29 protein-coding genes are annotated in these 26224 nt (G+C 72.0%); 11 read left to right on the top strand and 18 right to left on the bottom strand.

What is annotated here, in order from left to right; all coding sequences use genetic code 11:
* The first annotated feature begins 21 nt into the window (after positions 1-21).
* Together CLT74_RS14535 and CLT74_RS14530 are read left to right on the top strand one after the other, a co-directional pair.
* Positions 22-1005 (top strand): helix-turn-helix domain-containing protein, encoded by a 984-nt coding sequence (locus CLT74_RS14535; protein WP_099847026.1) that lies wholly within the window; start codon positions 22-24, stop codon positions 1003-1005.
* A gap of 214 nt (positions 1006-1219) precedes the next feature.
* Entirely contained in the window at positions 1220-2491 is a 1272-nt protein-coding gene (locus tag CLT74_RS14530; protein WP_099847025.1) for a BtrH N-terminal domain-containing protein, read from the top strand.
* Positions 2492-2609: 118 nt separating this feature from the next.
* Here the strand turns inward: CLT74_RS14530 and CLT74_RS14525 are convergent, their stop codons facing one another.
* Both CLT74_RS14525 and CLT74_RS14520 read right to left on the bottom strand, forming a co-directional pair.
* On the bottom strand, positions 2610-3788 hold the full coding sequence (locus tag CLT74_RS14525) for an RNA polymerase sigma factor (RefSeq protein ID WP_099852006.1): 1179 nt from the start codon (positions 3786-3788) through the stop codon (positions 2610-2612).
* 86 nt (positions 3789-3874) lie between these two features.
* Positions 3875-4216, bottom strand: a complete 342-nt coding sequence (locus CLT74_RS14520; RefSeq protein ID WP_099847024.1) for a YciI family protein — start codon at positions 4214-4216, stop codon at positions 3875-3877.
* Positions 4217-4307: 91 nt separating this feature from the next.
* Between CLT74_RS14520 and CLT74_RS14515 the strand changes: the two genes are divergently transcribed.
* Positions 4308-4547 (top strand): DUF5522 domain-containing protein, encoded by a 240-nt coding sequence (locus CLT74_RS14515; RefSeq protein WP_099847023.1) that lies wholly within the window; start codon positions 4308-4310, stop codon positions 4545-4547.
* Positions 4548-4568: 21 nt separating this feature from the next.
* Here the strand turns inward: CLT74_RS14515 and CLT74_RS14510 are convergent, their stop codons facing one another.
* Positions 4569-5258 carry an iron-dependent transcriptional repressor DtxR gene (locus CLT74_RS14510; protein ID WP_099847022.1) on the bottom strand — a complete coding sequence of 230 codons (690 nt, stop codon included), beginning with the start codon at positions 5256-5258 and terminating at the stop codon, positions 4569-4571.
* A 100-nt stretch (positions 5259-5358) separates the two neighbouring features.
* Between CLT74_RS14510 and CLT74_RS14505 the strand changes: the two genes are divergently transcribed.
* The 3 genes from CLT74_RS14505 to CLT74_RS14495 all read left to right on the top strand — a co-directional run bounded on the left by CLT74_RS14505 (position 5359) and on the right by CLT74_RS14495 (position 10048).
* Positions 5359-6207, top strand: coding sequence for a sulfurtransferase (locus CLT74_RS14505; protein WP_099847021.1), 849 nt, complete (start codon positions 5359-5361; stop codon positions 6205-6207).
* A 72-nt stretch (positions 6208-6279) separates the two neighbouring features.
* Complete coding sequence (locus tag CLT74_RS14500) at positions 6280-7461, top strand: acetoin utilization protein AcuC (protein ID WP_099847020.1); 1182 nt, start codon at positions 6280-6282, stop codon at positions 7459-7461.
* A gap of 28 nt (positions 7462-7489) precedes the next feature.
* Entirely contained in the window at positions 7490-10048 is a 2559-nt protein-coding gene (locus CLT74_RS14495) for a bifunctional GNAT family N-acetyltransferase/acetate--CoA ligase family protein (RefSeq protein ID WP_099847019.1), read from the top strand.
* Between the two features lie 12 nt (positions 10049-10060).
* On the opposite strand, the gene CLT74_RS14490 is transcribed toward CLT74_RS14495, so the two are convergent.
* The 4 genes from CLT74_RS14490 to sigB form a co-directional block, all read right to left on the bottom strand.
* Positions 10061-10468 carry a VOC family protein gene (locus CLT74_RS14490; RefSeq protein WP_099847018.1) on the bottom strand — a complete coding sequence of 136 codons (408 nt, stop codon included), beginning with the start codon at positions 10466-10468 and terminating at the stop codon, positions 10061-10063.
* Entirely contained in the window at positions 10465-10956 is a 492-nt protein-coding gene (locus tag CLT74_RS14485) for an SRPBCC family protein (protein ID WP_099847017.1), read from the bottom strand. Before CLT74_RS14485 ends, CLT74_RS14490 begins: the two co-directional genes overlap by 4 nt.
* A complete protein-coding gene (locus CLT74_RS14480) occupies positions 10953-11321 on the bottom strand; it encodes a metalloregulator ArsR/SmtB family transcription factor (protein ID WP_099847016.1) in 369 nt (122 codons plus the stop codon). Before CLT74_RS14480 ends, CLT74_RS14485 begins: the two co-directional genes overlap by 4 nt.
* A gap of 118 nt (positions 11322-11439) precedes the next feature.
* Complete coding sequence (gene sigB, locus CLT74_RS14475; RefSeq protein WP_486582308.1) at positions 11440-12450, bottom strand: RNA polymerase sigma factor SigB; 1011 nt, start codon at positions 12448-12450, stop codon at positions 11440-11442.
* A gap of 247 nt (positions 12451-12697) precedes the next feature.
* Between sigB and CLT74_RS14470 the strand changes: the two genes are divergently transcribed.
* Positions 12698-13486 (top strand): sporulation protein, encoded by a 789-nt coding sequence (locus CLT74_RS14470; RefSeq protein WP_099852001.1) that lies wholly within the window; start codon positions 12698-12700, stop codon positions 13484-13486.
* A gap of 24 nt (positions 13487-13510) precedes the next feature.
* Here CLT74_RS14470 and CLT74_RS14465 read toward each other — a convergent pair whose 3' ends face one another.
* The 5 genes from CLT74_RS14465 to CLT74_RS14445 all read right to left on the bottom strand — a co-directional run bounded on the left by CLT74_RS14465 (position 13511) and on the right by CLT74_RS14445 (position 16873).
* Positions 13511-13951, bottom strand: coding sequence for an SRPBCC family protein (locus CLT74_RS14465; protein ID WP_099847015.1), 441 nt, complete (start codon positions 13949-13951; stop codon positions 13511-13513).
* Between the two features lie 86 nt (positions 13952-14037).
* Positions 14038-14376, bottom strand: coding sequence for a metalloregulator ArsR/SmtB family transcription factor (locus CLT74_RS14460; protein ID WP_099847014.1), 339 nt, complete (start codon positions 14374-14376; stop codon positions 14038-14040).
* Positions 14373-14837 (bottom strand): SRPBCC family protein, encoded by a 465-nt coding sequence (locus CLT74_RS14455; RefSeq protein ID WP_099847013.1) that lies wholly within the window; start codon positions 14835-14837, stop codon positions 14373-14375. Before CLT74_RS14455 ends, CLT74_RS14460 begins: the two co-directional genes overlap by 4 nt.
* 76 nt (positions 14838-14913) lie before the next feature.
* Complete coding sequence (gene dtd / locus CLT74_RS14450; protein ID WP_099847012.1) at positions 14914-15336, bottom strand: D-aminoacyl-tRNA deacylase; 423 nt, start codon at positions 15334-15336, stop codon at positions 14914-14916.
* A gap of 52 nt (positions 15337-15388) precedes the next feature.
* Positions 15389-16873 (bottom strand): DUF7782 domain-containing protein, encoded by a 1485-nt coding sequence (locus CLT74_RS14445; protein WP_199172384.1) that lies wholly within the window; start codon positions 16871-16873, stop codon positions 15389-15391.
* A gap of 176 nt (positions 16874-17049) precedes the next feature.
* Between CLT74_RS14445 and CLT74_RS14440 the strand changes: the two genes are divergently transcribed.
* Positions 17050-18270 carry a S8 family peptidase gene (locus tag CLT74_RS14440; RefSeq protein WP_099847011.1) on the top strand — a complete coding sequence of 407 codons (1221 nt, stop codon included), beginning with the start codon at positions 17050-17052 and terminating at the stop codon, positions 18268-18270.
* A gap of 101 nt (positions 18271-18371) precedes the next feature.
* Here the strand turns inward: CLT74_RS14440 and CLT74_RS14435 are convergent, their stop codons facing one another.
* The 3 genes from CLT74_RS14435 to CLT74_RS14425 form a co-directional block, all read right to left on the bottom strand.
* Complete coding sequence (locus tag CLT74_RS14435) at positions 18372-19445, bottom strand: ABC transporter ATP-binding protein (protein ID WP_099847010.1); 1074 nt, start codon at positions 19443-19445, stop codon at positions 18372-18374.
* A gap of 76 nt (positions 19446-19521) precedes the next feature.
* Positions 19522-21063: an ABC transporter permease gene (locus CLT74_RS14430; protein WP_099847009.1), complete on the bottom strand. Its 1542-nt coding sequence runs from the start codon at positions 21061-21063 to the stop codon at positions 19522-19524.
* A gap of 65 nt (positions 21064-21128) precedes the next feature.
* The gene (locus CLT74_RS14425; RefSeq protein WP_099847008.1) at positions 21129-22184 is read right to left on the bottom strand and encodes an iron ABC transporter substrate-binding protein; all 1056 of its coding nucleotides are present in this window, start codon (positions 22182-22184) and stop codon (positions 21129-21131) included.
* Between the two features lie 118 nt (positions 22185-22302).
* On the opposite strand from CLT74_RS14425, the gene CLT74_RS14420 reads away from it, so the two are divergent.
* Together CLT74_RS14420 and CLT74_RS14415 are read left to right on the top strand one after the other, a co-directional pair.
* The gene (locus tag CLT74_RS14420) at positions 22303-22884 is read left to right on the top strand and encodes an HhH-GPD-type base excision DNA repair protein (protein WP_099847007.1); all 582 of its coding nucleotides are present in this window, start codon (positions 22303-22305) and stop codon (positions 22882-22884) included.
* A 34-nt stretch (positions 22885-22918) separates the two neighbouring features.
* On the top strand, positions 22919-24145 hold the full coding sequence (locus CLT74_RS14415; RefSeq protein WP_099847006.1) for a low temperature requirement protein A: 1227 nt from the start codon (positions 22919-22921) through the stop codon (positions 24143-24145).
* A gap of 69 nt (positions 24146-24214) precedes the next feature.
* Here CLT74_RS14415 and CLT74_RS14410 read toward each other — a convergent pair whose 3' ends face one another.
* A complete protein-coding gene (locus tag CLT74_RS14410) occupies positions 24215-24526 on the bottom strand; it encodes a hypothetical protein (protein WP_099847005.1) in 312 nt (103 codons plus the stop codon).
* 2 nt (positions 24527-24528) lie between these two features.
* On the bottom strand, positions 24529-24828 hold the full coding sequence (locus tag CLT74_RS14405) for a hypothetical protein (RefSeq protein WP_099847004.1): 300 nt from the start codon (positions 24826-24828) through the stop codon (positions 24529-24531).
* Positions 24829-24938: 110 nt separating this feature from the next.
* On the opposite strand from CLT74_RS14405, the gene CLT74_RS14400 reads away from it, so the two are divergent.
* Positions 24939-25301 (top strand): DUF3099 domain-containing protein, encoded by a 363-nt coding sequence (locus CLT74_RS14400; protein ID WP_099851995.1) that lies wholly within the window; start codon positions 24939-24941, stop codon positions 25299-25301.
* 15 nt (positions 25302-25316) lie between these two features.
* On the opposite strand, the gene CLT74_RS14395 is transcribed toward CLT74_RS14400, so the two are convergent.
* On the bottom strand, positions 25317-26219 hold the full coding sequence (locus CLT74_RS14395) for a PfkB family carbohydrate kinase (RefSeq protein ID WP_099851993.1): 903 nt from the start codon (positions 26217-26219) through the stop codon (positions 25317-25319).
* Between the last annotated feature and the right edge of the window lie 5 nt (positions 26220-26224).

Genomic DNA, 26224 nt, shown 5'->3' with positions numbered 1-26224 from the left:
GGTTCTCGCCAGAATGGGCGGATGCACCGGGTGATGGTCGTCGCGTACGACGGTGTGGTCCCGTTCGACCTGTCCGTGCCGGTCGAGGTGTTCGGCCGGGCCCGACTGGCCGACGGTGGGGCCGCGTACCAGGTTCGGGTCTGCGGGGCGACCGACGAGGTCCGGGCCGGCGCGCTCGGTTTGCGGGTGCCGTACGACCTGTCTCTGCTCGCCGAGGCGGACACCGTGGTCGTACCGGGGATGGCCGATTTGGACGCGCCGCTGCCGGAGCCGCTCCGCGCTGCGCTGGCCGGCAGCCCGGCCCGGTTGCTCTCGATCTGCACCGGCGCCTTCGTGCTGGCCGCTGCCGGTCGACTCGACGGGCGGCGGGCCACCACCCACTGGGCGGCCGCAGCCGAGCTGGCCCGACGGTACCCGACGGTCGTCGTCGACCCGGATGTGCTGTACGTCGAGGACGATTCGGTGTTCACCTCGGCTGGTGCCGCCGCCGGGCTCGACCTCTGCCTGCACGTGGTACGCCGCGACCAGGGCGCGGCCGTCGCCGCCGAGACCGCCCGTAGCTGCGTGATGCCGCTGGAACGGGCCGGGGGACAGGCCCAGTTCATCGCGTACGAGCCACCCACGCCGGTCGGGCACAGCCTGGCACCGCTGCTGGAATGGTTGACCGACAACCTGCACCGTCCGCTCACCCTGGCCGAGATCGCCGCGTACGCGACGATGAGTCCGAGGTCGTTGAGCCGGCACTTCCGGGACCAGACCGGCACCACGCCGATGCGGTGGCTCAGCCGGCACCGGGTCCGCCGGGCCCAGCATCTGTTGGAGCGCAGCGACCAGCCGGTCGAGCGGATCGGCGAACTTGTCGGCTTCACCTCACCGACCGCCTTCCGAACGTGCTTCCGACAACTCGTCGGGGTCAGCCCCCGGGATTACCGGGCGACCTTCCCACCTCCGGTGTCGTGGGACTGCGGCGAGGGCCGGCCAGAGTCGCGGACCGCGCCCGTCTGACAACGAGCGAGGGCGGGCGGCTGCGGTAGGGTGTGCGTGGCGCGCCCCCGCGCCCGACCTCCAGACCCGGTGCCCACGCCGCCGGGCGATCGCGGAGGCAAGGGGTCCACGGCCTCGGGGGAGCACGAGACTGGTTTGCGGATGTCCGTTTGTTGGCCGTCGCACCGTCGCGGGCGTGGGTCGGGCGGGTCGGCGAGCCGCAGACGAGGACACCATGACCAGCGACAAGCATCTCAAGGCCCGCATTCGTGCCCGCATGGCCAAGACCGGCGAGCGCTACGCCGAAGCGCGCCGGCACATCGTGGGCATCAGCCGCGAGCACACCGACCACGGGTACGCGCTGCGTGGCGGAATCCACCCCGAGACCGCGAACATCGCAAACGTGCTGCACCACCACGGGCGCGAGATCTCCGAGGCGATGGTGCTCGGAGTAGGTGGCGGCCTCGGCGCGGGTTACATCCTGTGGGAGTTCGCGGCGCACGACACCGCGGTGCTGACGCTCGGGTTCCGGCACCGGTGGAACTACCTGGACTGGACCGACGCGACGCTTACCCGGCTCGGTGTGCCGTTCCGGGCGGAGCGGACCGGCGGGACGAGGAAGGCCCAGGCCGCGCTGACCGCCGCCCTCGACGCCGGACACCCGGCGATCGTGGTGCCGGACCGGCAGCTCGTCGGCTACTGGCATCTTCCCGCGCACCTCGACGGGCATGGCGGTCACCAGGTGGTGGCGTACGCACACACCGGTGGCGGGATCCGGCTCGATGATCGAAACCTCGGTCCGCTCACCGTCGACAGTGCCCGCCTGGACCGGGCCCGCGCCCGGGTCGGCTCGTACCGGAACTGTCTGTGGGAAATCGAAGGCCCGGGCGGCACGGATCTCGGGGCGGCAGTGCTGGCCGGACTCGCTGACTGTCTCGCTGGCCTCGGGGGTTCCTCGACGTCGTTCGCCCTGCCGGCTTGGCGCAAGTGGGCCAGGTCCACCGCCGACGTCAGGGCGGCGAAGGGATGGCCGACCGTCTTCGCGGGCGGCACGGGACTGGTCGGCGCGTTGCTGTCCGTCTGGGAGGGAGTGGAGCCGGTGGGCGCCACCGGCGGGCACCTGCGTGACCTCTACGCCCGCTTCCTCGACGAGGCGGCCGTCCTGCTCCGCGCTCCGGATCTGACCGCCTGCGGGGATCGTTTCCGCCAGGCGGCAGCGGCATGGCACGCGGTGGCCGAGGCGGCGCTCCCCGCCGACGTACCCGATTACCGGCAGCTGCGAGAGTTGAGCGCCGATCTCGCGGCGGCTGTCACGCTCGGCGACGAGGGTGACGGCGAGCGCTCGACCTCCGCCGCTGCGCTCTGGGCGGCACGTGCGGAACTAGACCGGCGGCCACCTGTCGATCCTGACTTCCCCGCCCTGGCGACCGCGATCGAGACGGCCTACGAGACCGAGTCGGTAGCGGTGGACCAGCTACGAAAGGCAGTCCGCTCGCTCGCGACCTAACCTCGTCCACCCCCGCACATAGCGCGTCGATCATGCACTTTCCGTCGGGACGAAGTGGCTGAAGGCGGCCATTTCGACGACCAGAAGTGCATGATCGGCGGGCAGGGGGTGGGGAGTATCAGGGGGTGAGTTCGGATAGGCGGGTGGTGAGGAAATCGCGTTCGGCGTCGTTGTCGACCAGGTCGATGGCGGCCCGGTAGGCCTGCGTCGCCTCGGCGTCGCGGCCGAGCCGGTGCAGCAGGTCGGCCCGGATCGCCGGCAGGTAGTGATAGCCGGTGAGTCGCGGGTCCTCGGCGAGGGCGTCGACCTCGGCGAGCGCCACAGCCGGTCCGTCCACCATCGACACCGCCACCGCTCGGTTCAACGACACCACCGGTGAGGGCCAGCGGTCCAGCAGCAGGTCGTAGAGCTTGACGATCTGTGGCCAGTCGGTCGCCTCGTAGCTGGGTGCGAGGGCGTGCAGCGAGGCGATGGCGGCCTGCAACGCGTACCGGCCGGGCCGTCCGGTGCGGAACGCGCCGAGCACCAGGCGGCGTCCCTCGTCGATGGCGTCCCGGTCCCAGCGGGAACGGTCCTGGTCCGCCAGGCGCAGCAGTCGTCCCTCAACGTCGGTGCGGGTGGCCCGACGGGCGTCGGTGAGCAGCAGCAACGCGAGCAGCCCGGGGACCTCCGGTTCGTCGGGCAGCAGGGTGGTCAGCATCCGGGCCAGGTGCAGGGCCCGGTCGACCAGGTCGGTACGGACCAGGTCGCGGCCGGTGGGCGCGGTGTGTCCGGTGGTGTAGAGCAGGTGTACGACGGTGAGCACCGCGTCCAGCCGTTCGGGCAGTTCAGCGGCCTCGGGGACCCGGTAGGGGAGCCGGGCGGCGGCGATCTTCTTCTTGGCGCGGGTGAGCCGGGCCGCCATCGTCGGTTCGGGGACCAGGAAGGCGTGGGCGATGTCGGCGGTGTTCACCCCGCAGACGAGGCGCAGGGTGAGCGCCACCTGCGCCTCCCGGGCGAGCGCCGGATGGCAGCAGGTGAAGACCAGGCGCAGCCGGTCGTCCGGCACGGCGATCTCGTCCGGGATCTCCGGTTCGGCGTCGTCCCGCTCCACCAGCAGCGGCAGTTTCGCGCGGAGCACCTGCCGTCGGCGCAGTACGTCGAGGGCCTTGCGTCGGGCGGTCGCGGTGAGCCAGGCACCGGGTCGGTCCGGTACGCCGTCCCGGGCCCACGCGCCGAGCGCGGCCACGTACGCCTCCTGGACGCTCTCCTCGGCGAGGTCGAAGTCACCGGCGACGCGCGCGGTGGCGGCGAGCACGAAGGTCCACTCGCGGCGGTGCGCGTCCGCCACGGCCCGTTCGGCTTCGGCGGTCGCGGACGGTGCGATGTCGCGCTCGCCGCCGGTCACTCGGCGGGCGGCTGGAACAGCGGCCGGACCTCCACCCCGCCGTCGATGGTGGCCGGGTTCAGCTTGGCGATCCGCACGGCAGTGTCCAGGTCGGGCGCCTCCAGCACGAAGAACCCGGCGACGACCTCCTTGGCCTCGATGAACGGGCCGTCGGTGACGAGGTCGGCGCGGACGGCGGTGGCGGTGGTGCTCGGTTGCAGCGCGAAGCCCGTCACGATCTGCCCGCCCAGCTCGGCCACCTGCGCTGGGTACCGCTCCAGCAGGGCGATGTAGTCGGGGGTGAGGTCCATCGGGTCGGCCGGTGCCGGCGAGTAGATCAGGACCGCGTACTGAGCCATGGTTTCTCCTTGATCGACTGCATCCTCTGTCCCATCGCTGGACGGGGCCAGTGCGGATTGACGCCGCCCGGGAAAACCTAGACTGCTCGGGATGAGCGGAGAACGACGGCCCCTGGCGGCACGGCCCCTGACTGAGCCGCACCCGTCGCGGCTGCCGCCCGATCACCCCGGTCGACAGCACATTCTCAGAGTGCACGCCGCTGCCCTGGCCGCCGGTGACGCCGGCTACCTCGACCCGGACAGCGGCCTGTTCGTCCTCACGGCCGGATTCCTGGCCCGCCGAGGCACCTGCTGCGGCCGGGGCTGTCGCCACTGCCCGTACGTCAGCTGAGCGACTGCCGAGCAGGCGTGGTCAGGCGGCGGCGACGAAGACCCGGGAGGCGATCTCGCGGGGGAGCCGGACGCTCTCGCCGGAGCGGTCGATCGACACGGCATCGCGTTCCTGCGCCACCGTCACCGTGGCACCCGGGTCGACGCCGGCCGCGTGCAGTTGCCGGAGCACCTCGGCGTCGGTCTGGACGCTCTCGCAGATCCGCCGTACGACGACAGTGCCGGTCAGGCCGGGGAAGGCCAGGTTGCGCTCGCCGTCCGTCGGCTCGGGCTCGGCCTGACCGGGCGAACCCAGCTCCTCCAGGCCCGGGATCGGGTTCCCGTACGGCGACCGGGTCGGCCGGTTGAGCAGGTCGTAGACCCGCTTCTCGACCGCGTCGCTCATCACGTGCTCCCACCGGCAGGCTTCTTCGTGGGCCTCCTCGTAGGGCATCCCGATCACGTTGACCAGCAGCAGTTCGGCGAGCCGGTGCTTGCGCATCACCGAGACGGCGGTGCTGCGCCCTTGCTCGGTGAGGCTGAGGTGCCGGTCACCCTCGACGGTGAGCAGGCCGTCGCGTTCCATCCGGGCGACGGTCTGACTGACCGTGGGACCGCTCTGGCGCAACCGTTCGGCGATCCGGGCGCGCAGCGGAGGCACGCCCTCCTCCTCGAGTTCGAGGATCGTACGCAGGTACATTTCGGTCGTGTCGACCAGGTCGTGTGACTTCATGGTGTCAGCGGCCCTCCAGGCCCTCGATGGTACCCTCCCGCACCCCGGACGTCTGTCGCCGAACCGTCGGGCATGTCACTCATGGTGTTGACTGAAGCACATGTCCGCTACTGAGGATCTTCTGGTCGAGGCCGACCGGCTCGCCGCCGAACTCGACGGAACCGACCCACCCGCCCTGCTCGATGTCCGCTGGCGGCTGGTCGGGCCGCCCGGGCGGGACGACTACCTGGCGGGTCACCTGCCGGGCGCCGTCTTCGTCGACCTGGACACCGCGCTGTGCGGCGCGCCCGGTCCGGCCGGGCGGCACCCGCTGCCTGATCCGGCCGCGCTGGAGGCGACGTTGCGGGCGGCCGGGGTACGAGCCGGTCATCCCGTGGTGGTGTACGACGGCGGCGACGGGATGGCGGCGGCCCGGGCCTGGTGGACACTGCGCTGGGCGGGGCACCTGCCGGTCCGGCTGCTGCACGGCGGCTACCCGGCCTGGATCGCGGCCGGCCTGCCGGTCAGCACCGACCAACCCGCTCCTTTCCAAGGCGACGTGACGGTACGTCCGGGAGCCCTGCCGGTGCTGGACGCGGCGGCGGCCGCCCGGCTGGCGGCCGGCGACGGCGTCCTGGTCGACGTGCGGGCCGCACCCCGGTACCGGGGCGAGCAGGAGCCGATCGACCCGGTCGCCGGACACATCCCCGGCGCGGTGAACCTGCCCGCGCCCGAGTACGTCGCCGAGGGCCGCTTCCCGACCGCCGAGACGCTGCGGGACCGCTTCGCCGCTGTCGGCGTGGCTGCCGAGGCTCCGGTCGGTGCGTACTGCGGTTCGGGGGTGACCGCCGCCCAGGCCGTCCTCGCGCTGCATCTGGCCGGCCGTACCGACGCCGCCCTCTACGTCGGCTCGTGGAGCCACTGGGTCGCCGATCAGGACCGGCCGGTGGCCACCGGCCCGACACCCTGACCTGTCGGACGTTCGGCAGGTGTGCGGCCCGGCGGTCGGGCCACCGGGCGGACCCCGTGCGACCATGGGCAGATGTCCGACGACACGGTGGTGGTGTGGGACGAGTCGCTGCTCGCCTATGACCTCGGTGACCACCCGCTGGATCCGGTGCGGGTGGAGTTGACCATCGCACTCGCCCGGGAGCTGGGCATCCTGGAACGCGCCGGGGTGCGGTTGGTGCCGCCGTCGCCTGCCGACGACGCCCTGCTCACCCGGGTGCACGACCCCCGCTACCTGGACGCGGTCCGAATCGCGCCGCGCGACCCGCTCTTCGCCGGCTTCGGTCTGGGCACTTCGGACAATCCAGTCTTCGACCGGATGCACGAGTCCAGCGCGCTTGTCGCCGGGGCGAGCGTGATCGCGGCCGAGGCGGTCTGGCGGGGTACGGCCCGCCGGGCGGTGAACGTCGCCGGTGGCCTGCACCATGCGATGCCCGCCCGGGCCGCCGGCTTCTGTGTCTACAACGACCCGGCGGTCGCCATCGCCCGGCTGCTCGACCTGGGTGCCGAGCGCATCGCGTACGTGGACGTCGATGTGCACCACGGCGACGGGGTGCAGCAGATCTTCTGGGACGACCCACGGGTGTTGACCATCAGCCTGCACGAGACGCCGCTCGCCCTCTTCCCCGGCACCGGCTTCCCGGACGAGACCGGCGGCCCGAACGCCGCGGGTACCGCTGTCAACATCCCGTTGCCGCCCGGGGTCGAGGACGCCGGTTGGCAGCGTGCCTTCCACGCGGTCGTGCCGTCGGTGCTGCGGGCGTTCCGCCCACAACTCCTGTTCACCCAGTGCGGAGCGGACGCCCATCGTGTCGACCCCCTCGCTGACCTGCACCTCTCCGTCGACGGGCAGCGCGCCACCTACCTGGCGTTGCGGGCGCTCGCCGACGAGCTGTGCGACGGGCGTTGGGTGGCCACCGGCGGTGGCGGGTACGCCCTGGTCGAGGTGGTGCCGCGGGCCTGGACGCATCTGCTGGCGGTGGCCACCGGCACGCCGTTGGACCCGGCGACGCTGACCCCGCCGGCCTGGCGGGAGCTGGCGGCCACCCGGCGGCCCGGTTTCGACGTGCCGCTGCGGATGACCGACGACGTCGACCCGGGGTACGAGCCGTGGCAGCCGACCGGTGAACCGAACCCGGTCGACCGGGCGATAGCGGCGACCCGCAAGGCGGTCTTTCCGTTGCTCGGTCTCGACCCACACGATCCCCGTGACTGACTGAGCCGGCCAAGGAGGGCCGTCCGAGGTGACCACCGCCGAACACGCCGTCGACGTGCTGCTCAGCGACGGCAGCACCGTCCAGTTGCGACCTATCGATCCGTCCGACGCACCCGAGATCGTGGCGATGCACGCCCGCTTCTCCGAACGCACCCGCTACCTGCGCTACTTCTCGCCGTACCCCCGGATCCCCGAGCGGGACCTGCACCGTTTCGTCAACGTCGACCACCGGGACCGGGAGGCGTTCGTGGTGCTGGCCGGTGACCGGATCGTCGCCGTGGGCCGCTACGAGCGGCTCGGCCCGCAGTCGCCCGACGCCGAGGTGGCCTTCGTCGTCGAGGACGCCTACCAGGGGCGGGGCATCGGCTCGGTGCTGATGGAGCATCTCGCCGACGCCGCCCGTCGGGCCGGGATCGTCAACTTCGTCGCCGAGGTGCTGCCGGCCAACGGGCAGATGCTGCGGGTCTTCGCCGACTTCGGGTACCAGATCCAGCGCCAGTTCGCCGACGGGGTGGTGCATCTGAGTTTCCCGATCGCACCCACCGAGGCCACCCTGGAGGTGCAGCGCGGCCGGGAACACCGCACCGAGGCGCGGTCCATCGCCCGGTTGCTCGCCCCGCGTGGGGTCGCCGTCTACGGCGCCAGCGCCACCGGCCAGGGTGTCGGTGCGGCGGTGCTCGGGCACCTGCGCGACGGCGGGTTCACCGGGTCGGTGGTGCCGGTGCACCCCAGCGCCGCGCGGGTGGCCGGGCTGCCCGCGTACCCGTCGGCGGCCGAGGCCGGGCTGCCGGTCGACCTGGCGGTGGTGGCGGTACCTCCGGAGGCCGCCGAGACGGTGGTCGCCGACGCCGCGGCGGCCGGGGTGCACGGCCTGGTCGTGATCTCCGCCGGCTTCGCCGAGGCCGGCGTCGAGGGGGCCGCCGCGCAGCGCACCCTGGTCCGCGCGGCCCACGCCGCGGGCATGCGGGTGATCGGCCCGAACTGCCTGGGGGTGGCAAACACCGACCCGGCGGTACGCCTCAACGCGACCCTCGCCCCGCGCCTGCCGGTGCCGGGCCGGGTCGGCATCTTCAGCCAGTCCGGCGCGTTCGGGGTGGCGCTGCTGGCGGAGGCCGACCGTCGGGGGCTCGGCCTGTCCAGTTTCGTCTCGGCCGGCAACCGGGCCGACGTCTCCGGTAACGACCTGTTGCAGTACTGGCAGGACGATCCCGGCACCGACGTGATCATGTTGTACCTGGAGACCTTCGGTAACCCGCGCAAGTTCGCCCGGCTGGCCCGACGCATCGGCCGGGACAAGCCCGTGGTGGCGTTGGCCTCGCCGGCCCGTCCGCCGGGGATGGGTGACGCCGCCGGCCCGGACGCCACGGCCGTCAGCGCGTTGTTCGCCCAGTCCGGGGTGATCCGGGTGGACACCGTCGGCGAGCTGCTCGACGTCGGGGTGCTGCTGGCCAACCAGCCGCTGCCGGCCGGCAACCGGGTCGGCGTGGTGGGTAACTCCTCGGCGCTGACCGGGTTGGCGGCCACCGCCTGCGCGGCCCAGGGTCTCGCCGTCGCCGACGGCTACCCGCGTGACGTCGGGCCGAGGGCCAGCGCGGCCGAGTTCGCCGAGGCGTTGGCCGGGGCCGCCGCCGACGATTCGGTCGACGCGCTGGTGGCGCTCTTCGCCCCGCCGTTGCCCGGCCAGTTCACCGGCGCCGAGGCCGATCTCACCGCAGCCCTGCCGGCGGCGCTGTCGGGTGGCAAGCCGGCGGTGGCCACCTTCCTCGTCGGCCGCGCCCCGGGCGGGATGCCCTCGTACCCGAGCGCGGAGGAGGCGGTTCGGGCGCTGGCCCGGGTCACCGCGTACGCGCAGTGGCTGCGCCGGCCGACCGGCAGCCTGCCGGAGCTGTCCGGCGTCAACCCGGAGGCGGCCCAGGCGGCGCTGCGGGCGGACGACACCGACGCGGCGGCGTTGCTGGCCGCGTACGGCATCGACGTGGTCGAGTCGGTGCCGGCCGCCTCGGTCGACGAGGCCGTCGAGGCGGCCACCCGGCTCGGGTACCCGGTGGCGCTCAAGGCCGCGGCGCCGGGGCTGCGGCACCGCCTCGACCTCGGTGCGGTCCGCCTGGACCTGCCGGACGCCGCCGCCGTGCGCCGCGCCTGTTCGGAGCTGGCGGCGGCCTTCGGCGCGGAGGTCCTGGTGCAGCCGATGGTGCCGCCCGGCGTGGCCTGCGTGGTGGAACTGGTCGAGGATCCGGCGTTCGGGCCGGTGGTCGGGTTCGGGCTCGGCGGGGTCGCCACCGAACTGCTCGGCGATCGGGCCTGGCGGGCGGTGCCGTTGACCGACCGGGACGCGGCCGAGCTTGTCGACGCGCCCCGGGCGGCCCCGTTGCTCCGTGGTCACCGTGGGGCCGCGCCGGTGGATCGCGCCGCCCTGGCCGACCTGCTGCTGCGGGTCGGCCGCCTCGCCGACGACCAGCCCCGGGTACGGGCGTTGACGCTGAACCCGGTGCTCGCCCGGCCCGACGGTCTGTCCGTGCTGCACGCACACGTCCGCATCGGTTCCGCCGCCGTGTCGCGCCCCGACACCGGGCCGCGTCGGCTGTGACGGGGCAGGCGGTCAGGCCCGGCTGGAGATCTGCTGTACCGCCCAGGAGTTGCCGTCGGGGTCGGCGAAGAAGATAAAACCGACGTTGTCCAGCGGGTCCGGCACCGGACGCGGGTTCTCGCCGAGCACCTGGATCTCGCTCACCTCGACACCGCGTTCGAGCAGTTCGGCGCGGGCCTTGCCCAGGTCGGGCACGACGAGTTGCAGGCCCTTCAGCGACCCCGGCGGCATCTGCGGCACGGCGCCCCTGCCGATGACGATCGAGCAGCCCGAGCCGGGTGGGGTCAGCTGCACGATGCGGACGTCGTCGCTGATCACCGTGTCGTGGTCGACGGCGAATCCGAGCTGGTCGGCGTAGAACGCCTTGGCCCGATCCACGTCGGAGACCGGTACGACCACCACTTCCAGTGTCCAGTTCATTCTTGTTCTCCTGTTCTCATGGCCAGCAGTTCGGCGAGCCGGGTGAAGCTTTCGGTGATCCCACGGACCATCGGGTACCGCAGGGCGGTGTCGCGCCCCTCGGCGGTGGCGTAGCGCAGGGTGGTGGTGACGGTGGTCCGCCCGGCGAGTTCGGTGAACGTGTGGCTGACCAGGGTCTCGCCCGGGTAGGACTGGTCGTCGAAGTGTTCGGTGCAGACGATTCGGTGGGGCGCGTCGACCGTCCGGTAGACCCCGCGCTGGACCATCCGCTGCCCGTCGGGGCCCTGCGACTCGAACCGCCAGCGTCCGCCCACGCGCAGGTCCACCTCGCACCCGACGAGCTGCCAGCCGCGTGCGCCGTACCAGCGGACCAGCAGGTGAGGGCGGGTGAAGGCGGCGAACACGAGCCGCGCCGGGGCGTCGAAGAGCCGACTCAGCACGATCTCCCGATCGCCCGGCGTGTCAACCACCAGATGGTCGTCGATCACGGTGTCGCCCTGTCAGTCGCACCGGTGCCGCGTTGCCCCTCCTCGGCCGAGCGCAGCTCGTCGAGCAGGGCGTCGAGACGCTGGTAGCGCTCGGCCCAGTGGTCGCGGTACGCGGCGAGCCAGGCGGTGGCCTCCCGCAGCGGCGCGGCCTCCAGCCGGCACGGGCGTCGTTGGGCGTCTCGCCCCCGGCTGACCAGCCCGGCACGTTCCAGCACCCGCAGGTGTTTGGAGATGGCCGGCTGACTCATCGCGAAGGGCGCGGCGAGTTCGGTGACGGTGGCCTCGCCGGCCGCGAGCCGGGCCAGAATGGCCCGCCGAGTCGGGTCGGCGAGCGCGGCGAAGGTGGCGTCCAAGTCGGTGAGCACTCTATATAACCTTCCGGTTTGATAACCAAAAGGTTTCTACCGGTTGGGTGCCCGGGTCGTCAAGCGGGACACGCATCGGCCCCGGCGAACCGCCGGGGCCGATGGCCGTACGCTCAGCTCAGCAGGCGTACGCCTCCAGTCGCTGGGCCCGCTCCGGGGCCCGGAGCTTGAGCAGCGTCACCTTCTCGATCTGCCGGATCCGTTCCCGGGAGAGGCCGAACTCCCGGCCGACCTCGTCCAGGGTGCGCTGCCGGCCGTCGTCGAGGCCGAACCGCAGCCGGATCACGGCCTGCTCACGCTGCGAGAGCGTGGCCAGCACGATGCTCACCTCGTTGCGCAGTTCGCCGTGGGTGGCGGCGTCGCCGGGCCCGGCGGCCGGGTCGACGGCGGCGACGAAGTCACCGAGGGCGCTCTCGCCGTCCTCGCCGACAGCCTGGTCCAGACTCACCGGCTCCCGGTCGTACGAGATCAGCTCGATCACCTGGAACTCCGGCACGTCGAGCGCGCGGGCCACCTCGGCGACCGTGGGCTCCCGGCCCAGCGACACCGACAACTCCCGCCGGGCGCGAACCATCCGGTTCACCTGCTCGACCATGTGGACCGGGATGCGGATGGTGCGGGCCTGGTCGGCCATGGCGCGGGTGATGGCCTGGCGGATCCACCAGGTGGCGTAGGTGGAGAACTTGTAGCCCTTGGTGTAGTCGAACTTCTCGACGGCGCGGATGAGGCCGAGGTTGCCTTCCTGGATGAGGTCGAGGAAGGCCATGCCACGGCCGGTGTACCGCTTGGCGATGCTCACCACCAGCCGCAGGTTCGCCTCCAGCAGGTGGTTCTTCGCGGTCCGGCCCTGGCGCGCGACCAGTTCCAGGTCGGCGCGCAGCTCATCGGAGACCGGGATGCAGGTGTTCAGTTTCTCCTCGGCGAACAGGCCGGCCTCGATCCGCTTCGCCAGGTCCACCTCCTGTACGGCGGTGAGCAGCTTCGTCCGACCGATTCCGTTGAGGTATGCCCGGACCAGGTCGGTGGAGACGCCGCGCTCGTCGGTGGCGTCCAGGTCGGTCAGGGTGTCCGCGCCGTGCTCCGCCTCGGTGGCGATGTGCGTCCGGTGCTCCGTCATCTGCTGGGCCATCTCAGTCTCTCCCCGTGTCCACGTCCGTGCCGTGTCCGCCGGCCGGTTACGCCGGTGACAAACAGCTTGGCGGTAGGGGCGTAAAACGGGGGTGAGGCGATCGGGGAACCGACAGTGTCTGAGTGGGCACTCGGTGGCCCGGCGGTTCGGTCGGCTCGGCTTGTCGGCGCCGGTTACCGTGCCAGCGGTCGACCGACAGGTCGGCGTACCCCACCCGGATGCGGGCGATCAAACGACGGAGGCAATCGTGGTCTTCAAACGGCTCATGCAGGCGATGGGAGTCGGTGGCCCCTCGGTGGAGACGGTGCTGTCGAATTCGAACTGCCGGCCGGGCGGCCACCTGGAGGGAAGCATCGCGGTCACCGGCGGCGATCACGCGGTCGACGTGTCCTACGTGGCCCTGGGGCTGCTCACCCGGGTGGAGGTGGAGAGCGGCGACAACGAGTACGCCTCGAACCAGGAGTTCCAGCGCCAGCAGGTCACCGGTCCGTTCCGGCTGGAGGCGGGGCAGCGCTACGACATCCCGTTCCGGTTCGAGGTGCCGTGGGAAACCCCGCTCACCGAGCTGTACGGGCAGCACCTGCACGGGATGACCATGGGTCTGCGTACCGAGCTGGAGGTGGCCCGCGCCGTTGACAAGGGCGACCTGGACGCGGTGGCGGTGCACCCGTTGCCGGCCCAGGAGCGCCTGCTGGAGGCGCTGCTGCGGCTCGGTTTCCGGTTCGCCCGGGCCGACGTGGAGCGCGGGCACATCTACGGCGTGCACCAGACGCTGCCGTTCTACCAGGAGATCGAGTTCTATCCGCCGCCCCAGTACGCGGGCGCGATGAAGCAGTTGGAGGTCACCTTCGTCACCGACCCTCGGCAGGTGCAGGTGGTGCTGGAGTTGGACAAGCGGGGCGGGCTGTTCACCGAGGGCCGCGACGTCTTCGGTCGCTTCGCCGTCGAGCACGCCTCGGCGGCGAACACCGACTGGGCAGCCCAGCTCGACGGCTGGTTGCGTCAGTCGCTCCAACGTCGCGGCCTCTTCGGCTGACATCCGCAGACCCCGCGTCGTACCTCAGTGCCAGTTGCTGATCTGCACGTCGTGCGGCGCGGGCTCACCCTTACCGGTCTCGACAAGCCGCTTGAGGCTCATCAGGTAGGTCGCCCACTTGGTGCTGCAGTGGTACATGAACTCCACCGGCTCCCGCCAACCTTCGTGGCGGAACAGCACGATTGTGAAGTCGCCCTCCCGCTTCAACTCGAACCGGACCTGGGTACCGAGCCACTCCTCGGGACCGTCGACGACCTCCCAGAGCACCAGTTCGGCCGGCCGAGTCTCCAGGACCTTCATGTCGAAGCCGCCGGGTATGAAGCGGAACCGGAGCACTCCGCCGACGTCGCCGTCGCCGTCCGTCTCCTCGGTCCACCAGTTCGCCAGCCCGTCGACAGTGGTCAGGGCGGCGTAGACGTCCTCGGGAGCCGACGTGACGCCGACCCGGTGCAGAATGTTCAGCATCGTGATGCCTCGTCTCTGTTGCTGCCCGGATGCGGGCAGGATGGATCACGCCGCCACGGGACATGGCGGCGAGTGTCGTGGTGGGTTCAGCTCTGCTGGCCGCGCTGGACCGCCTCGGCGATCCGCTTGATCCGACGCAACCGGGCGTCCCAGGTGGCACCGACCGACGACAGCTGCGCGACGGCACGGGCGAGTTGCGCCTCGTCCACCTCGTAGCGACGTTCGCGGCCCGACGGCGTGCCGTGGACCAGCCCGACCCGGCCGAGTACGCCGAGGTGTTTGGCGACCGCCTGCCGGGTGACCGGCAGTTGCTCGCTCAACGTGGTCGCCGTGCCGCCGCCGTCACTGAGCAGCAGGTCGAGCATCCGCCGCCTGGTCGGGTCACCGACTGCGGACCAGAGGTCGTCGTCGACGGTGACGCTCATCGGGTCGACACCAGCCGCGCGACGTATGCCACGAGGCGGGGCAGGAAGTGGTCCCAGCCGCTGACGTGGTCGCGGTAGTGCGCCTCGAGCACGGCCGCCTCCCAGCCCCGCTCCCGGAAACCCGTCTCGGTGAGTCGCAGCAGCGTCCCGGCGCCCGACGGGACCAGTTCGAAGGTCACCAGGAAGGAGTTGGTGGGCGTCGCGACGGCGAGATCGTCGTACGCCCACCGGAACGAGAAGCGCCGGGGCGGGTCGGCCTCCACCACGGTGAGCGGCACGACCTGTGCGTTCGGCGTCGAGCTGTCGCCGAAGGTGACAGTCCCGGTGGCGCCGGGGACCGGCTCGAGATCCGCGTCGTCCGGCCACCACTGCCGCAGATGTTCGGGGGTCGTGACGACCTCGTAGACCACCTCGGGGGTGGCGTCGACGTGGATCTCCCGCTCGATGCTGCCGTACTCCATGCGCTCCTCCAGACATGCAACCGGTGGTTGCGTCTGACTGTAGGGGCTGGCGGGGGATGTGCAACTACTGGTTGCGCTACAGGTCGAGGAGGATCGTGCGGGGGCCGACGTTTACGCTCTCCACCAGCATGTGGGCGCGGAACCGGCCGGTCGCGACGGTGGCGCCACGCTGGCGCAGCGCCCGGATCGTCTCCTCGACAAGCGGTTCCGCCACCTCGGCCGGGGCTGCGGCCGTCCAGCTCGGGCGGCGGCCCTTGCGGGCGTCGCCGTAGAGGGTGAACTGGCTGACCACGAGGATCGGCGCGCCGACCTCCGCCGCCGATCGTTCGTCGTCCAGGATGCGCAGCTCGTGGACCTTGCGGGCCATCGTCCGGGCGATCTCGGCCGTGTCGCTGTGAGTGACTCCGAGCAGCACCAGCAGCCCGTCATCGACCGCGCCGACCACCTCGCCGTCGACGGTCACGCTGGCCCGGCCGACGGTCTGCACCACGGCCCGCATCAGGCGACCACCGGCGCGCGAACGCTTGCCGACGTCGTCGGCACCGGCGGCCTCACGGCTGCACCGGCGCGATGAATCCGCGCTCCACCAGGTGCGCCACGATCGGGCCGGCCGCCTCGGCCAGTTCGTCGACGGCCACGTCGTGCGCGACGGCGAGCAGCGCGAGCTGGTCACGCAGCGGCAACCGCCCGTCGGCCCCGCCCACCAGGGCCAGCACCAGTGGGTCGATCTCCTCGGTCCAGCGCAGCCCGTCCGGCATGGCGAGGACCTGCCGGTCCACCGCCCAACCGTCGGCGCTCATCGTCGCCTCCTGGCGCAGTTGGAGCCCGTCGGCGGCCCGGTAGCGTGCGGCCAGCAGCCCGTCGGTGCCGCGTCCGTGTAGCCAGTCCTGCCGGTCGAACCAGTCGGCGATCCGGTCGCCCATCGGTGGCTGCACCCGCTGGCGCAGATCCTCCACCCGTAGCACCGGGTCGTCGTGCCCGCTGCGGCGTAGCGAGACGATGCCGAAGCCGATCGCCTCCACCTTGTGCGCGTCGAACCAGTCCAGCCAGTCGGCCATCCGCTGCGGGTCGGCGGTCTCCCCGACATCGGTCAGCCACAGGTTCACGTACGCCATCGGGTCGGCGACCTCGCGCTGGATCACCCAGGCGTCCAGGCCGGTGCCGGCGAACCAGCCGGCGACCCGGTCCCCCCAGTCCTCGCCTGTCACATGCACCCAGTTGGCGAGGTACTGCATGGTGCCACCCTCGGTGAGCAGCGTCGGAGCGGCGGCGGCCAGTTCGGCGCCGATCGCGTCGCCGACCCGACCGGAGTCGCGGTAGACGTGGGTGGTGGTGCCCGGCCCGACCACGAAGGGTGGGTTGCTCACCACCAGGTCGAACCGTCGGCCGGCGACCGGGGCCACCAGGTCGCCGTGCAACAGCTCCCAGTCCTGGCCGTTGAGGGCGGCGGTGGTGGCGGCGAAGCGCAGCGCCCGCCGCGACACGTCGGTGGCGGTGACCCGCCGGGCGTGCGTGCCCAGGTGCAGCGCCTGCACGCCCGAACCGGTACCGAGGTCCAGGGCGGTGTCCACCGGCCGACGTACGGCGGCGCCGATCATCGTCTGGGTCGCCCCGCCGATGCCGAGGACGTGCTCGGCGTGCAGCGGGCGGCCGGGGCGAGCGCTGGCCGGCACGTCCGCGAGGACCCACCAGTCGTCGCCGTACGGCTCCAGGTCCAGTCCCATCCGCAGCCCGTCACCGTGCCGTTCGACAAGGCCCGCGTCGAGCGCGTCGGTGAGCGGCAGCGGCGCCAGCGCGGCGGCGACCGCGGCCTCCGGCTCGGTCTGCTCGCAGATGAACACCCGGATCAGGGTGGCCAGGGGATCCCGGTCGGCGGTGGCGCGCAGCGCGGCCCGGAAGTCGTTGCGGGCGACCCCGCCGGTCGCCTGCGGGCCGAGCCGACCCGCGATGCCGTTCGCGGTGAAGTCGGCCCCGGTCAACGCGGTCCGCAGCGCTTCGACGCCGGCGGGGGAGAGCAGCATGTCGTGTCCGTCCACACCGCCATCCTGCCTGGTGACGTCGTGGTTGGAGAGCGCCGCCCGTGACATCGGAAATAGATCGATGAACATCCCTGTCATATTTGTCGATCTAACGCTAGCATCTCTCCAACTCAGTCCAGGGTGCGGACCGCCCGGCCAGAAGCCCGGTCGGCCGCCCAGGTAAGGGAGGCAGCATGTCCTCAGGGTCCACCGCGCGACGGCAGCTCATCCGGGCGCTCGCCGTCGTCGCCACCGCGGCGGCCGTCTCGGCGGCCGGCACCACCGCGGCGGTCGCCGCACCCACCGGCGAGATCCGTGGTGCCGGCGCGTCGAACGCGGTAAGCGGCAGCTACCTCGTCGTCCTGCGGACCGACGCCGTCGGTGCCGCCGGTTCGTCGACGGCTCGTTCCGCAGTTCCGGACCGGGCCAGCGCCCTGGTCAAGCGGTACGGGGGCAGCGTCTCCGACACCTACAGCGCGGCACTCACCGGGTTCGCCGCGAAGATGAACGCGACCCAGGCGGCCCGGCTCGCGGCCAACCCGGCCGTGGCCTACGTGGAGCAGGACCAGGTGGTCACGATCCAGGCGACCCAGACCAACGCGACCTGGGGCCTGGACCGCATCGACCAGCGGAACCGGCCGCTGAGCACCACCTACACCTACCCGAACACCGCCTCGAACGTGCGGGCGTACATCATCGACACCGGTATCCGGACCAGCCACAGCCAGTTCGGCGGTCGGGCCACCTGGGGCACCAACACGGTGGACAGCAACAACACCGACTGCAACGGCCACGGCACCCACGTCGCCGGCACCGTCGGTGGTTCGACCCACGGCGTGGCCAAGGGTGTCCGCCTGGTCGCGGTGAAGGTGCTCAACTGCTCCGGCGGCGGCACCACGACCAGCGTGGTCAACGGGGTGAACTGGGTGACCGCCAACGCGGTGAAGCCGGCCGTGGCGAACATGAGCCTCGGTGGCGGCGCCAGCACCTCCATCGACAACGCGGTGCGCAACTCGATCGCCTCCGGCGTCAGCTACGCGGTCGCGGCGGGCAACTCCAACGCCAACGCCTGCAACTACTCCCCGGCCCGGACCTCGACGGCGATCACCGTCGGCTCGACCACCAGCACCGACGCCCGCTCCTCCTTCTCCAACTACGGCTCCTGCGTGCACATCTTCGCGCCGGGTTCGAGCATCACGTCGACCTGGCACACCAGCAACACCGCGACCAACACGATCAGCGGCACCTCGATGGCCTCGCCGCACGTGGCCGGTGCCGCCGCTCTCGTGCTCGGCGCCAACCCGTCCTACTCGCCGGCCCAGGTCAAGAGCTACCTGATCAACAACGCCACCACCGGCGTGGTGACCAGCCCGGGCAGCGGCTCCCCGAACCGTCTCCTGTTCGTGGTCAACTGACCCTGACGCAAACCGGCGTCAATTGACCCTGACGTGAACCGGCCCGGCGGACCGACATCGATCCGTCGGGCCGCTTCGCGTCGTCAGGGTGTGCGGTGGCCTCAGCCGGCCAGCCGCACCGGGGTGGGCGCCGGCCGGCCGGCCGAGGCGTCGGTGGGGAAGGCCCGGGCCGCGCCGTCCACGCGTACCGTCACCTCGCCGCCCAGGGCCACGGGGGCATCGCCGTCGAGGACCCGGGCGGTGATCCGGGTACCGTCGGGCAGCCCGAGACCGACAAGTGCGTCGTGGCCGTGGAAGTCGTGTCGCAGGACGGTCGCGGTGACCCCGCCTGGACCGGCCGTGAGGCGGACCTGCTCGGGGCGTACCAGCACGGTGACCGGACCGTCGGGCACGGCACCGGTGACCGGCACCAGGCCGAGCGCGGTCCGCGCGACACCCTGCTCGACGTCTGCCGGCAGCAGCACCGCGTCGCCGACGAATTCGGCTACCCAGGGACTGGCCGGCTCGCGGTACACCGTGGCCGGGGCGGCGGCCTGTACCACCCGCCCATCGCAGAGCACCACCACCTGGTCGGCCACCGACAGCGCCTCGCCCTGGTCGTGGGTGACAAGTACGGCTGTCGCGCCATCGGCCCGCAGCGCGTCGCGGACGTCATGGCGCAGCCCGGCGCGCAGGCCCGCGTCGAGGGCGCTGAACGGCTCGTCCAGCAGCACCACCGACGGCCTGGGTGCCAGGGCTCGGGCGACCGCCACCCGCTGTTGCTGCCCGCCGGAGAGCTGGTGCGGCATGCGGGCGCCGAACCCGGCCAGCCCGACCAGTGCCAGCACCTCCGCGATCCGATCGGAACGCCGAGTCGCCCGGTCAAGGCCGTAGCCGACGTTGTCCGCCACGCTCAGGTGCGGGAAGAGGGCGCCCTCCTGGGGCACCACTGCAATGTTGCGCCGGTGCGTCGGCAGGTGCCGCCCGCCGCCCGCCACCAGGGCGCCGTCGATGCGGATTTCCCCGGCGTCCAGCCGCTCGAAACCGGCCAGGCAGCGCAGCAGGGTGGTCTTACCGCAGCCGGACGGGCCGAGCACGGCGGTCAACCGGCCCGACGGTACGCGGAGGTCCACCCCGGCCAGGGCGGTCACCCGGCCGTACCGCTTGATCACGCCACTGACCACGACCTCGCTCATGCCGACTCTCCGCTCCGCCTCGTGCCGGCCTGAGGCACCAGCGCGCCGTGTCGATGATTCGTTCGCCGACGTTCGCTCATTGGTGCACCCACTTCTCCTTGTCGAGCAGACCGCTGCGGGCGACCAGCAGCCAGGTGGGCAGGGCCGAGATCACCACAAGCAACACGGCATAGGGTGCCGCTGCGGCGTACGCGCCGACGGAGGTGCTGGTCCACAACTCGGTCGCCAGGGTGTCCGTCCCGGTGGGACGCAGCAGCAGGGTGGCAGGAAGCTCTTTCATGCCGGTGAGAAACACAAGCGCCGCACCGGCGCCGATGCCCGGCAGAATCAGCGGCAGGGTCACCGTCCGCAGGACCGTCCACGGCCCGCGACCGAGGGAGCGTGCCACCTCCTCCAGCCGGGCGGGGGACTGTGCGGCTGCGCTGGCCACCGCTCCGACCGCAAGTGGCAGGAACAGCGTGGCGTAGGCCAGGGCCAGCAACCACCGCGTCTGATAGAGCGGGTACGCCACGTTGATGCCGAAGAAGATCAGAGAGAGCCCGATGACCACACCGGGCAGCGCGTGACCGAGGTACGCCAACCGGTCCAGCGCGGTCGTCAGTGGGCCCGGCGCACGAGCCGCGAGCAGGCCGAGGGGCAGCGCCAGCAGCATGGTCAACGCAGCACCGGCCAGCGACACGGTCAGGGAGTTCCCGGCGGCGGTGAGCACCTCGGGCAGCGCCCCCGGACGGGACGTGCCGGCGGCGAGTCGCCGCCCCAGGCTGGCCGCCGGCACACCGAGCGCCAGTACGGCGACAACTACCAGGGCTGCCATGGCCGGCCAGCGAGCCGGACCGAGCGACAGCCGGGACGCTGGACGGCGCGCGCCGGAAAGCCGCGCGTACCGGGCGCCGCGACGGCGGGTGGTGGTCTCGCCGCCCAGCAGGAGCACCGTCAGCACGACAAGCACGCCGGAGAGCACGAGCGCTCCGGTGCGGTCGAAGCCCAGATCGAAGGAGACGAAGATGGCCCGGGTGAAGGTGTCCGCACGCAGGATCGAGACCGCGCCGAAGTCGGAGAGCACGTAGAGCGCGACAAGCAACGCCCCGGCGGCGGTGGCCGGCCGGACCTGCCGCAATGTCACGGCGGTGAAGGTACGCCAGCCACTGCGCCCCAGCGACCGGGAGACCTCCTCCTGGGCCGGGTCCGCACCGCGCAGCGCGGCTGCCACCGGCAGCAGCACGTACGGGTAGGAGCAGAGCGTGAGCACCATGGCCGCCGGCCAGAAACCCTCCAGCCGGGGCGCTGTCGAAACCCAGGCGAAGGCGGCGATGTAGGTGGGGACCGCCAGCGGCAGCGCTGCCAGCACGGCGAAGAGTCGCCGTGCGGGCAGGTCGGTGCGAGTGACCAGGAAGGCGGTGCCGACCCCGAGCAGGACGCAGGCGACGGTGACCACGCCGGCCAGGCCGAGGCTGCGCAGGGCGAGTAGACCGACCCGCTCGGTCCAGAGTTCGGCGGCGATCCGGTCCGCACCGGCCTCCGCGGTGCGTACCGCGAGATAGACAAGCGGGATCAGGGCGACGGCCACCGCAGCGGTGGAGGCGGCCAGCAGCGTCGGGCGGGGGGCCAGTCTCCGCAGCCGGCCGGAGACGACCGGCAGGGCCGTCCCGGTGACGGGCGGCCCTGCGGTGGTCGGCGGAGCGGTCAGGGGACCAGCCCCGAGTTCTTGATCATGGTCACGGTGGCGTCCAGCGTGTCCAGGTCGTTCAGGTCGACCTCGGGCACTGACAGGTCGGCCAGCGGCGGCACGTACGCCGGCCCCGGCACACCGCCGATCACCGGGTATTCGAACGTCTGCTCGGCGAAGTAGGTCTGCGACTCCTGCCCGAGCAGGAAGTCCACGAACCGCTGCACGTCCGGGTCGGTGGCGGCGCGATTGAGCACACCGACGCCGGCCACGTTGACAAGCGCGCCGGTGTCGCCGCCGGGGAAGAAGTGCAGCTTGGCCTTGAGCGCTTCCGGAGTGGTGCCCTGTTCCTTGGCGATTTCCCCGAGGTAGTAGTGGTTGACCAGGCCGACGGCGACGGTGCCGCTGTTCACGTCCTCGACGATCTTGCCGTTGCCGTCGCGGATCTGCGGGTCGTTGGCCTGGAGCCCGGCCAGGAACTCCTCGGCCCGGGCGTCACCGTGCTGCACCCGGATCGCGGTGACGAACGCCTGGAAAGAGGCGTTCGTCGGAGCCAGGGCGACCTTTCCCTTCCAGGCCGGATCGACCAGGTCGAAGACGGACTTCGGCAACTGGTCGGCCGGGACCAGGTCTGGGTTGTAGATCAGGACCCGCGCCCGCGCGCTCACGCCGACCCATTGGCCAGTGCCGGCCCGGTAGTTCTGCGGCACCTGCGACGTGGTCGCCTCGGGCAGCGTGCTGAACATGCCGCGCTTGGCGACGGTGCCGAGGGCGCCGGCGTCCTGAGCAAAGAACACGTCGGCCGGAGACTTGTCGCCCTCCTCGACCAACTGGGCGGCGAGCTGCGCGGTGCTGGCGTACCGGGGCTGCACGGCGATGCCGGTCTGCGCGGTGAACTTCTCCAGCAACGGCTTGACCAACTGCTCACTGCGCCCGCTGTAGACGGTGATCTGCTTGTCGCCCTGATCGCCGGAACCGGCTTCGTCTTCCCCGCCGGATCCACAGGCGGCCAGGCCGAGAACGAGCAGGCTGGCGGTGAATAGCGCGCTGGTGGCGCGGCGGTTGCTTGGCACGGTGAACCCCTCTTCCGGTCTGCACGACCGGAGGGAAGTTAGCACAGCCTAACCTCACTTGGACATCGAGTGGGTGGCGGATCACTGTCAACCCTCGACGGACAGGCAGGATGTGGGGATGACGCTCGCACTGCCCATTGACCCGGAGGCGAACCGGCTGCTGACCCGTGATCCGCTGGCCCTGCTGATCGGCATGGTGCTCGACCAGCAGGTCTCGATGGAGAAGGCCTTCTCCTCGCCGTACGTGCTGGCCCAGCGGCTCGGACACGGCCTGGACGCCCGGGAGTTGGCCGGGTTCGATCCGGAGGCCCTGGTGGCGGTCTTCGCCCAACCACCCGCGCTGCACCGGTTCCCCAAGGCGATGGCGGCCCGGGTGCAGGAGGTGTGCCGAATGCTTGTCGAGCGCTACGACGGCGATGCCGCCCGGCTCTGGGCGGACCCCGCCGACGGTCGCGAACTGCTCGGGCGGATCACCGCCCTGCCCGGGTTCGGTCGGCAGAAGGGGCAGATCTTCCTGGCGCTGCTCGGCAAGCGGTTCGGGGTACGACCGCCGGGTTGGCAGGAGGCGGCCGGCGCCTACGGCGATCCGGATGCCCACCGGTCTGTCGCCGATGTCACCGATGCCGAGTCACTGCGCCTGGTACGGGAGTACAAACAGCAGATGAAGGCGGCGGCGAAGGCGAGCGCGGGCCGAGGCTGACCGGGCCGCCTCCGACGATGGCAGGGGGCGGTCGATGGGGCAGCGGGGCGGGGCGCTGCTGCGTGGCGAGACCGGATCGTCACGGGCGACCTTCCTGGAACTCTTCCTCGACCTGGCCTTCGTCTTCGCGCTGACCCGGGTGTCGGTGCGCTTCATCGACGAAATCGAGCACGGGCTGACCGTGCTGGGCTTCCTGGAGACCCTGATCCTGTTCCTCGCCCTGTGGCACGTCTGGACGTTGATCACCTGGGTCACCAGCCGGTACGACCCGGACGCCCTGACGATCCAGTTCGTCGTGGTCGCGACCATGTTCGGCAGCCTGGTGATGGCCGTCACCCTGCCCCGGGCGTTCGAGGAGCGGGCGCTGGCGTTCGTCATGGCCTACCTGGTGACGGTGATCGGCCGCCCGCTGCTGATCGCCGCCGTGCTGGGTCGACATCCGCGCCGTACCGTGCCGTGGCGGCTGGCCGCCTGGGCGGCGGTGTCGGGGGTGCTCTGGCTGGCCGGTGCGCTCGGGCCCGCCGGCCTGCGGCTCGGGCTGTGGGCGCTGGCCATCACCATCGACCTGGCCGGATACCTGCTGGGGTGGCCGGTGCCCGGGCTGGGACGGGCGCCGGTCTCGGCCTGGCGGATCGCCGGCGAGCACATGGCGGAGCGATACCAGCAGATCTTTCTCATTGCGCTGGGCGAGACGATCCTGGTCATCGGGATCACCTACAGCGGCGAGGGATTCGGCTGGCTGGCGGCGGCGGCCTTCACGGTCTCCTTCCTCACCACCGCGCTGCTCTGGCGGATCTACTTCCACCGGGCCGGTCACCTGCTCGTCGAGGCGCTGCGGATGGCCAGCTCGCCCGGTCGGCTCGGCGCGTCCGCCTCCACCACGCACCTGGTCATGGTGCTCGGCGTGCTGCTCACCGGGGTGGGTTACGAGTTGGTCGTCGTGAAGCCGTTCGACCGGGTCGAGCCGGCGTGGCTGATCTTCATCGTCGGAGGGCCGACCCTGTTCCTGCTGGGGCGGGCCCGTTTCGAGTACGAGATCTTCGCCCGGGTCTCCCGCCGACGGGTGCTGACGGTGCTGGCGCTGGTCGGGTCCGCTCCGCTGCTCCTGCTCGGAACGCCGATGCTCGCGCTGTCAGTCGTCGCCGGTGCGTTGGCCGTGATGGCCGTCGTGGACGGGTTGCATGCCCGTCACCAGCCCATGGAACCGTCGGCATCTCCGTTGGGCCGCGCGGAACCCGGTCAGGGCCGCTTCCCGACCTGACCCGCGCGCCTCACGCCCGCCGCGAGGGGCGGCCCGATCGCGGGTCGCCGGGCGCGGTCGGCGATCCCGTCAGGCGGCGCTGGGATGGGCCAGAGAGGCGATGGCCCGCCGGACGTCGGCAAGCGAGACGGTCGCCGAGTCGTCCAGGTCGGCCAGGCCAGCCTCGATCCACTGCCGCATCAGCGTCGTCACGCCGATGCCCCGGGCGTCGGCGGCGGCCCGGACCCGTTCGTACGTCTCCAGCGGCAGCCGGACCGACCGGCTGACCATCGGAGTCTCGGTGTCGGGGGTGGGCAACTCCACCGCCTGGCTCTCGTCGATCAGCTCGGCGATCCGGTCGCCGCCGCTGTGGAACTGCTTGGTCGCGTCGTGACGGTCCATCGTCACCGCCTCCTCGTCTCCGGAGATCTCCGCACGGCCTCGTCGTAGCGTTTGGTCTCGACGTCGCTCAGCTCGCGGGCGGAGAGGACGTCCCAGTCGTTGTCGGCCCCGTCGGCCTCGGCGAGCAGCACGGCCACCCGGCGTCCGTGGGTGGTGGTGGCGTAGACCACCATCACGTCGTCGCCGAGATGGCGGATCACCCGCCGGCCGCTGTGCAGCGCCTCCCAGACTTCCCTCGGCGTGACGTCGTAGACCCGCAGATTGGCCAGCGCCTCGTCGGTGAAGCTGAACCTGCTGCCCACGCGGGGGAGCGTACCACGGGCGTAACACGAATGTCGGCGGTGACGATCCTCGTCGCTCGCCCGGCCAGAGTGACAGGATGGAGGGCGACCCCTCCGGAGGAGGTACCACGGTGAAGCACCAGGCGTACCAGCCGATCCTCATCACCGACGCCGCACGCAGCCAGGACGATCAACTGACCAGCCGGCAGCGGCGTTACGTGGTGATGATGGGCGTCCGCGTCGCCTGCGTGATCGTCGGTGCGGTCCTGGTCGGCGTGGGGGCACCCCTGCTCTGGCTCTGGCTGCCGCTCGTCGCGCTGGGCATGGTGCTCATCCCGTGGCTCGCGGTACTGCTGGCCAACGACCGGCCGCCCAAGGAGCAGCACCGCCTCGCCAACCGCTTCTCGTCGCGCTCGGCCACCGAGGCGGCGCCGCCCCCGATGAGCCTCGCCGCCGAGGAGCGGCCACACAAGATCATCGACGCCGAGCCCTGATCCGTCCGGTGCGGCTCAGGCCGGTCGGGCACCGACCTGCGCCACTGCCGCGGCACCGAGATCGGCGGCCCGGGCCAGGGCCGCGTCGGGTGTCGCCCCGGCCAGCCAGGCACCCAGCAACCCCGCTGCGAAGGCGTCACCCGCCCCGGTCACGTCCCGTACCGCCACCCGATGCGCTGGCGAGGTGACGATCGTGGTGTCCCGGTCGACCCAGACCGCGCCGGCAGCGCCGCGCTTGACCACCACGCGGCGGGCGGCGGCGGTGAGTGCCCTGCCCTGTGCCGCCGGTTCGAGCCCACCGGCCAGCACCGTGGCCTCGTCGACGTTGACCAGCAGCAGGTCGACCTCCCGTACCCAGTCCAGGAAGGCTGCCGGACCGACCGCCCGCAGCGGTGCCGCCGAAGCCGCGTCGACGCTCGTGGTGAGGCCGCGCTGGCGAGCGCCGGCCAACGCCCGCAGGCCGGCCGGTCGGGAGTCCGCGTCCAGCAGGGTGTACCCGGACAGGTGCAGGTGCCTCGCGTCAGGCGTGCCGTCCAGCGCCGCGTCCACGTGCTCGGGAGCCAGCCGTACGTTCGCTCCGCGTTCGGTGACCATCGTGCGTTCGTCGCCGACCGTCAGCACGATCACCGTGCCGGTGGCGGACCCGGCGACCCGCTCGACCGCGCAGTCGACCCCGGCAGCCGTCAACTCGGCCACCCGGTCACGCCCGGCGCCGTCCTCGCCGACCGCGCCCACCAGGGTCACCGGTACGCCCTGGGCGGCCAGCCAGGAGGCGGTGTTGGCCGCCTGCCCGCCCCCGGTGGACCTGATCGCCGCCGGGGTGTCGGAGCCGGGCGCCAACGGGGCGGAGAGCACCGCCACCACGTCGGTGACCACGTCACCGACGACCAGGACGCGGCCGGTGTCGCCTCGACCCACCCCGC

The organism is Verrucosispora sp. CNZ293 (assembly GCF_002754655.1).
Note: the sequence above shows the minus strand (reverse complement) of the source record. Positions and strands in the feature narration are given on the sequence as shown.

Excerpts from the sequence above, each read along its gene's own strand:
- CLT74_RS14535 (WP_099847026.1), top strand. The coding sequence starts at position 22 with ATGCACCGGGTGATGGTCGTCGCGTACGACGGTGTGGTCCCGTTCGAC.
- CLT74_RS14530 (WP_099847025.1), top strand. The coding sequence starts at position 1,220 with ATGACCAGCGACAAGCATCTCAAGGCCCGCATTCGTGCCCGCATGGCC.
- CLT74_RS14520 (WP_099847024.1), bottom strand. The coding sequence starts at position 4,216 with ATGGCTCAGTACGCGGTCCTGATCTACTCGCCGGCACCGGCCGACCCG.
- CLT74_RS14515 (WP_099847023.1), top strand. The coding sequence starts at position 4,308 with ATGAGCGGAGAACGACGGCCCCTGGCGGCACGGCCCCTGACTGAGCCG.
- CLT74_RS14510 (WP_099847022.1), bottom strand. The coding sequence starts at position 5,258 with ATGAAGTCACACGACCTGGTCGACACGACCGAAATGTACCTGCGTACG.
- CLT74_RS14505 (WP_099847021.1), top strand. The coding sequence starts at position 5,359 with ATGTCCGCTACTGAGGATCTTCTGGTCGAGGCCGACCGGCTCGCCGCC.
- CLT74_RS14500 (WP_099847020.1), top strand. The coding sequence starts at position 6,280 with ATGTCCGACGACACGGTGGTGGTGTGGGACGAGTCGCTGCTCGCCTAT.
- CLT74_RS14490 (WP_099847018.1), bottom strand. The coding sequence starts at position 10,468 with ATGAACTGGACACTGGAAGTGGTGGTCGTACCGGTCTCCGACGTGGAT.
- sigB (WP_486582308.1), bottom strand. The coding sequence starts at position 12,450 with ATGGCCCAGCAGATGACGGAGCACCGGACGCACATCGCCACCGAGGCG.
- CLT74_RS14465 (WP_099847015.1), bottom strand. The coding sequence starts at position 13,951 with ATGCTGAACATTCTGCACCGGGTCGGCGTCACGTCGGCTCCCGAGGAC.
- CLT74_RS14460 (WP_099847014.1), bottom strand. The coding sequence starts at position 14,376 with ATGAGCGTCACCGTCGACGACGACCTCTGGTCCGCAGTCGGTGACCCG.
- CLT74_RS14455 (WP_099847013.1), bottom strand. The coding sequence starts at position 14,837 with ATGGAGTACGGCAGCATCGAGCGGGAGATCCACGTCGACGCCACCCCC.
- dtd (WP_099847012.1), bottom strand. The coding sequence starts at position 15,336 with ATGCGGGCCGTGGTGCAGACCGTCGGCCGGGCCAGCGTGACCGTCGAC.
- CLT74_RS14440 (WP_099847011.1), top strand. The coding sequence starts at position 17,050 with ATGTCCTCAGGGTCCACCGCGCGACGGCAGCTCATCCGGGCGCTCGCC.
- CLT74_RS14435 (WP_099847010.1), bottom strand. The coding sequence starts at position 19,445 with ATGAGCGAGGTCGTGGTCAGTGGCGTGATCAAGCGGTACGGCCGGGTG.
- CLT74_RS14420 (WP_099847007.1), top strand. The coding sequence starts at position 22,303 with ATGACGCTCGCACTGCCCATTGACCCGGAGGCGAACCGGCTGCTGACC.
- CLT74_RS14415 (WP_099847006.1), top strand. The coding sequence starts at position 22,919 with ATGGGGCAGCGGGGCGGGGCGCTGCTGCGTGGCGAGACCGGATCGTCA.
- CLT74_RS14410 (WP_099847005.1), bottom strand. The coding sequence starts at position 24,526 with ATGGACCGTCACGACGCGACCAAGCAGTTCCACAGCGGCGGCGACCGG.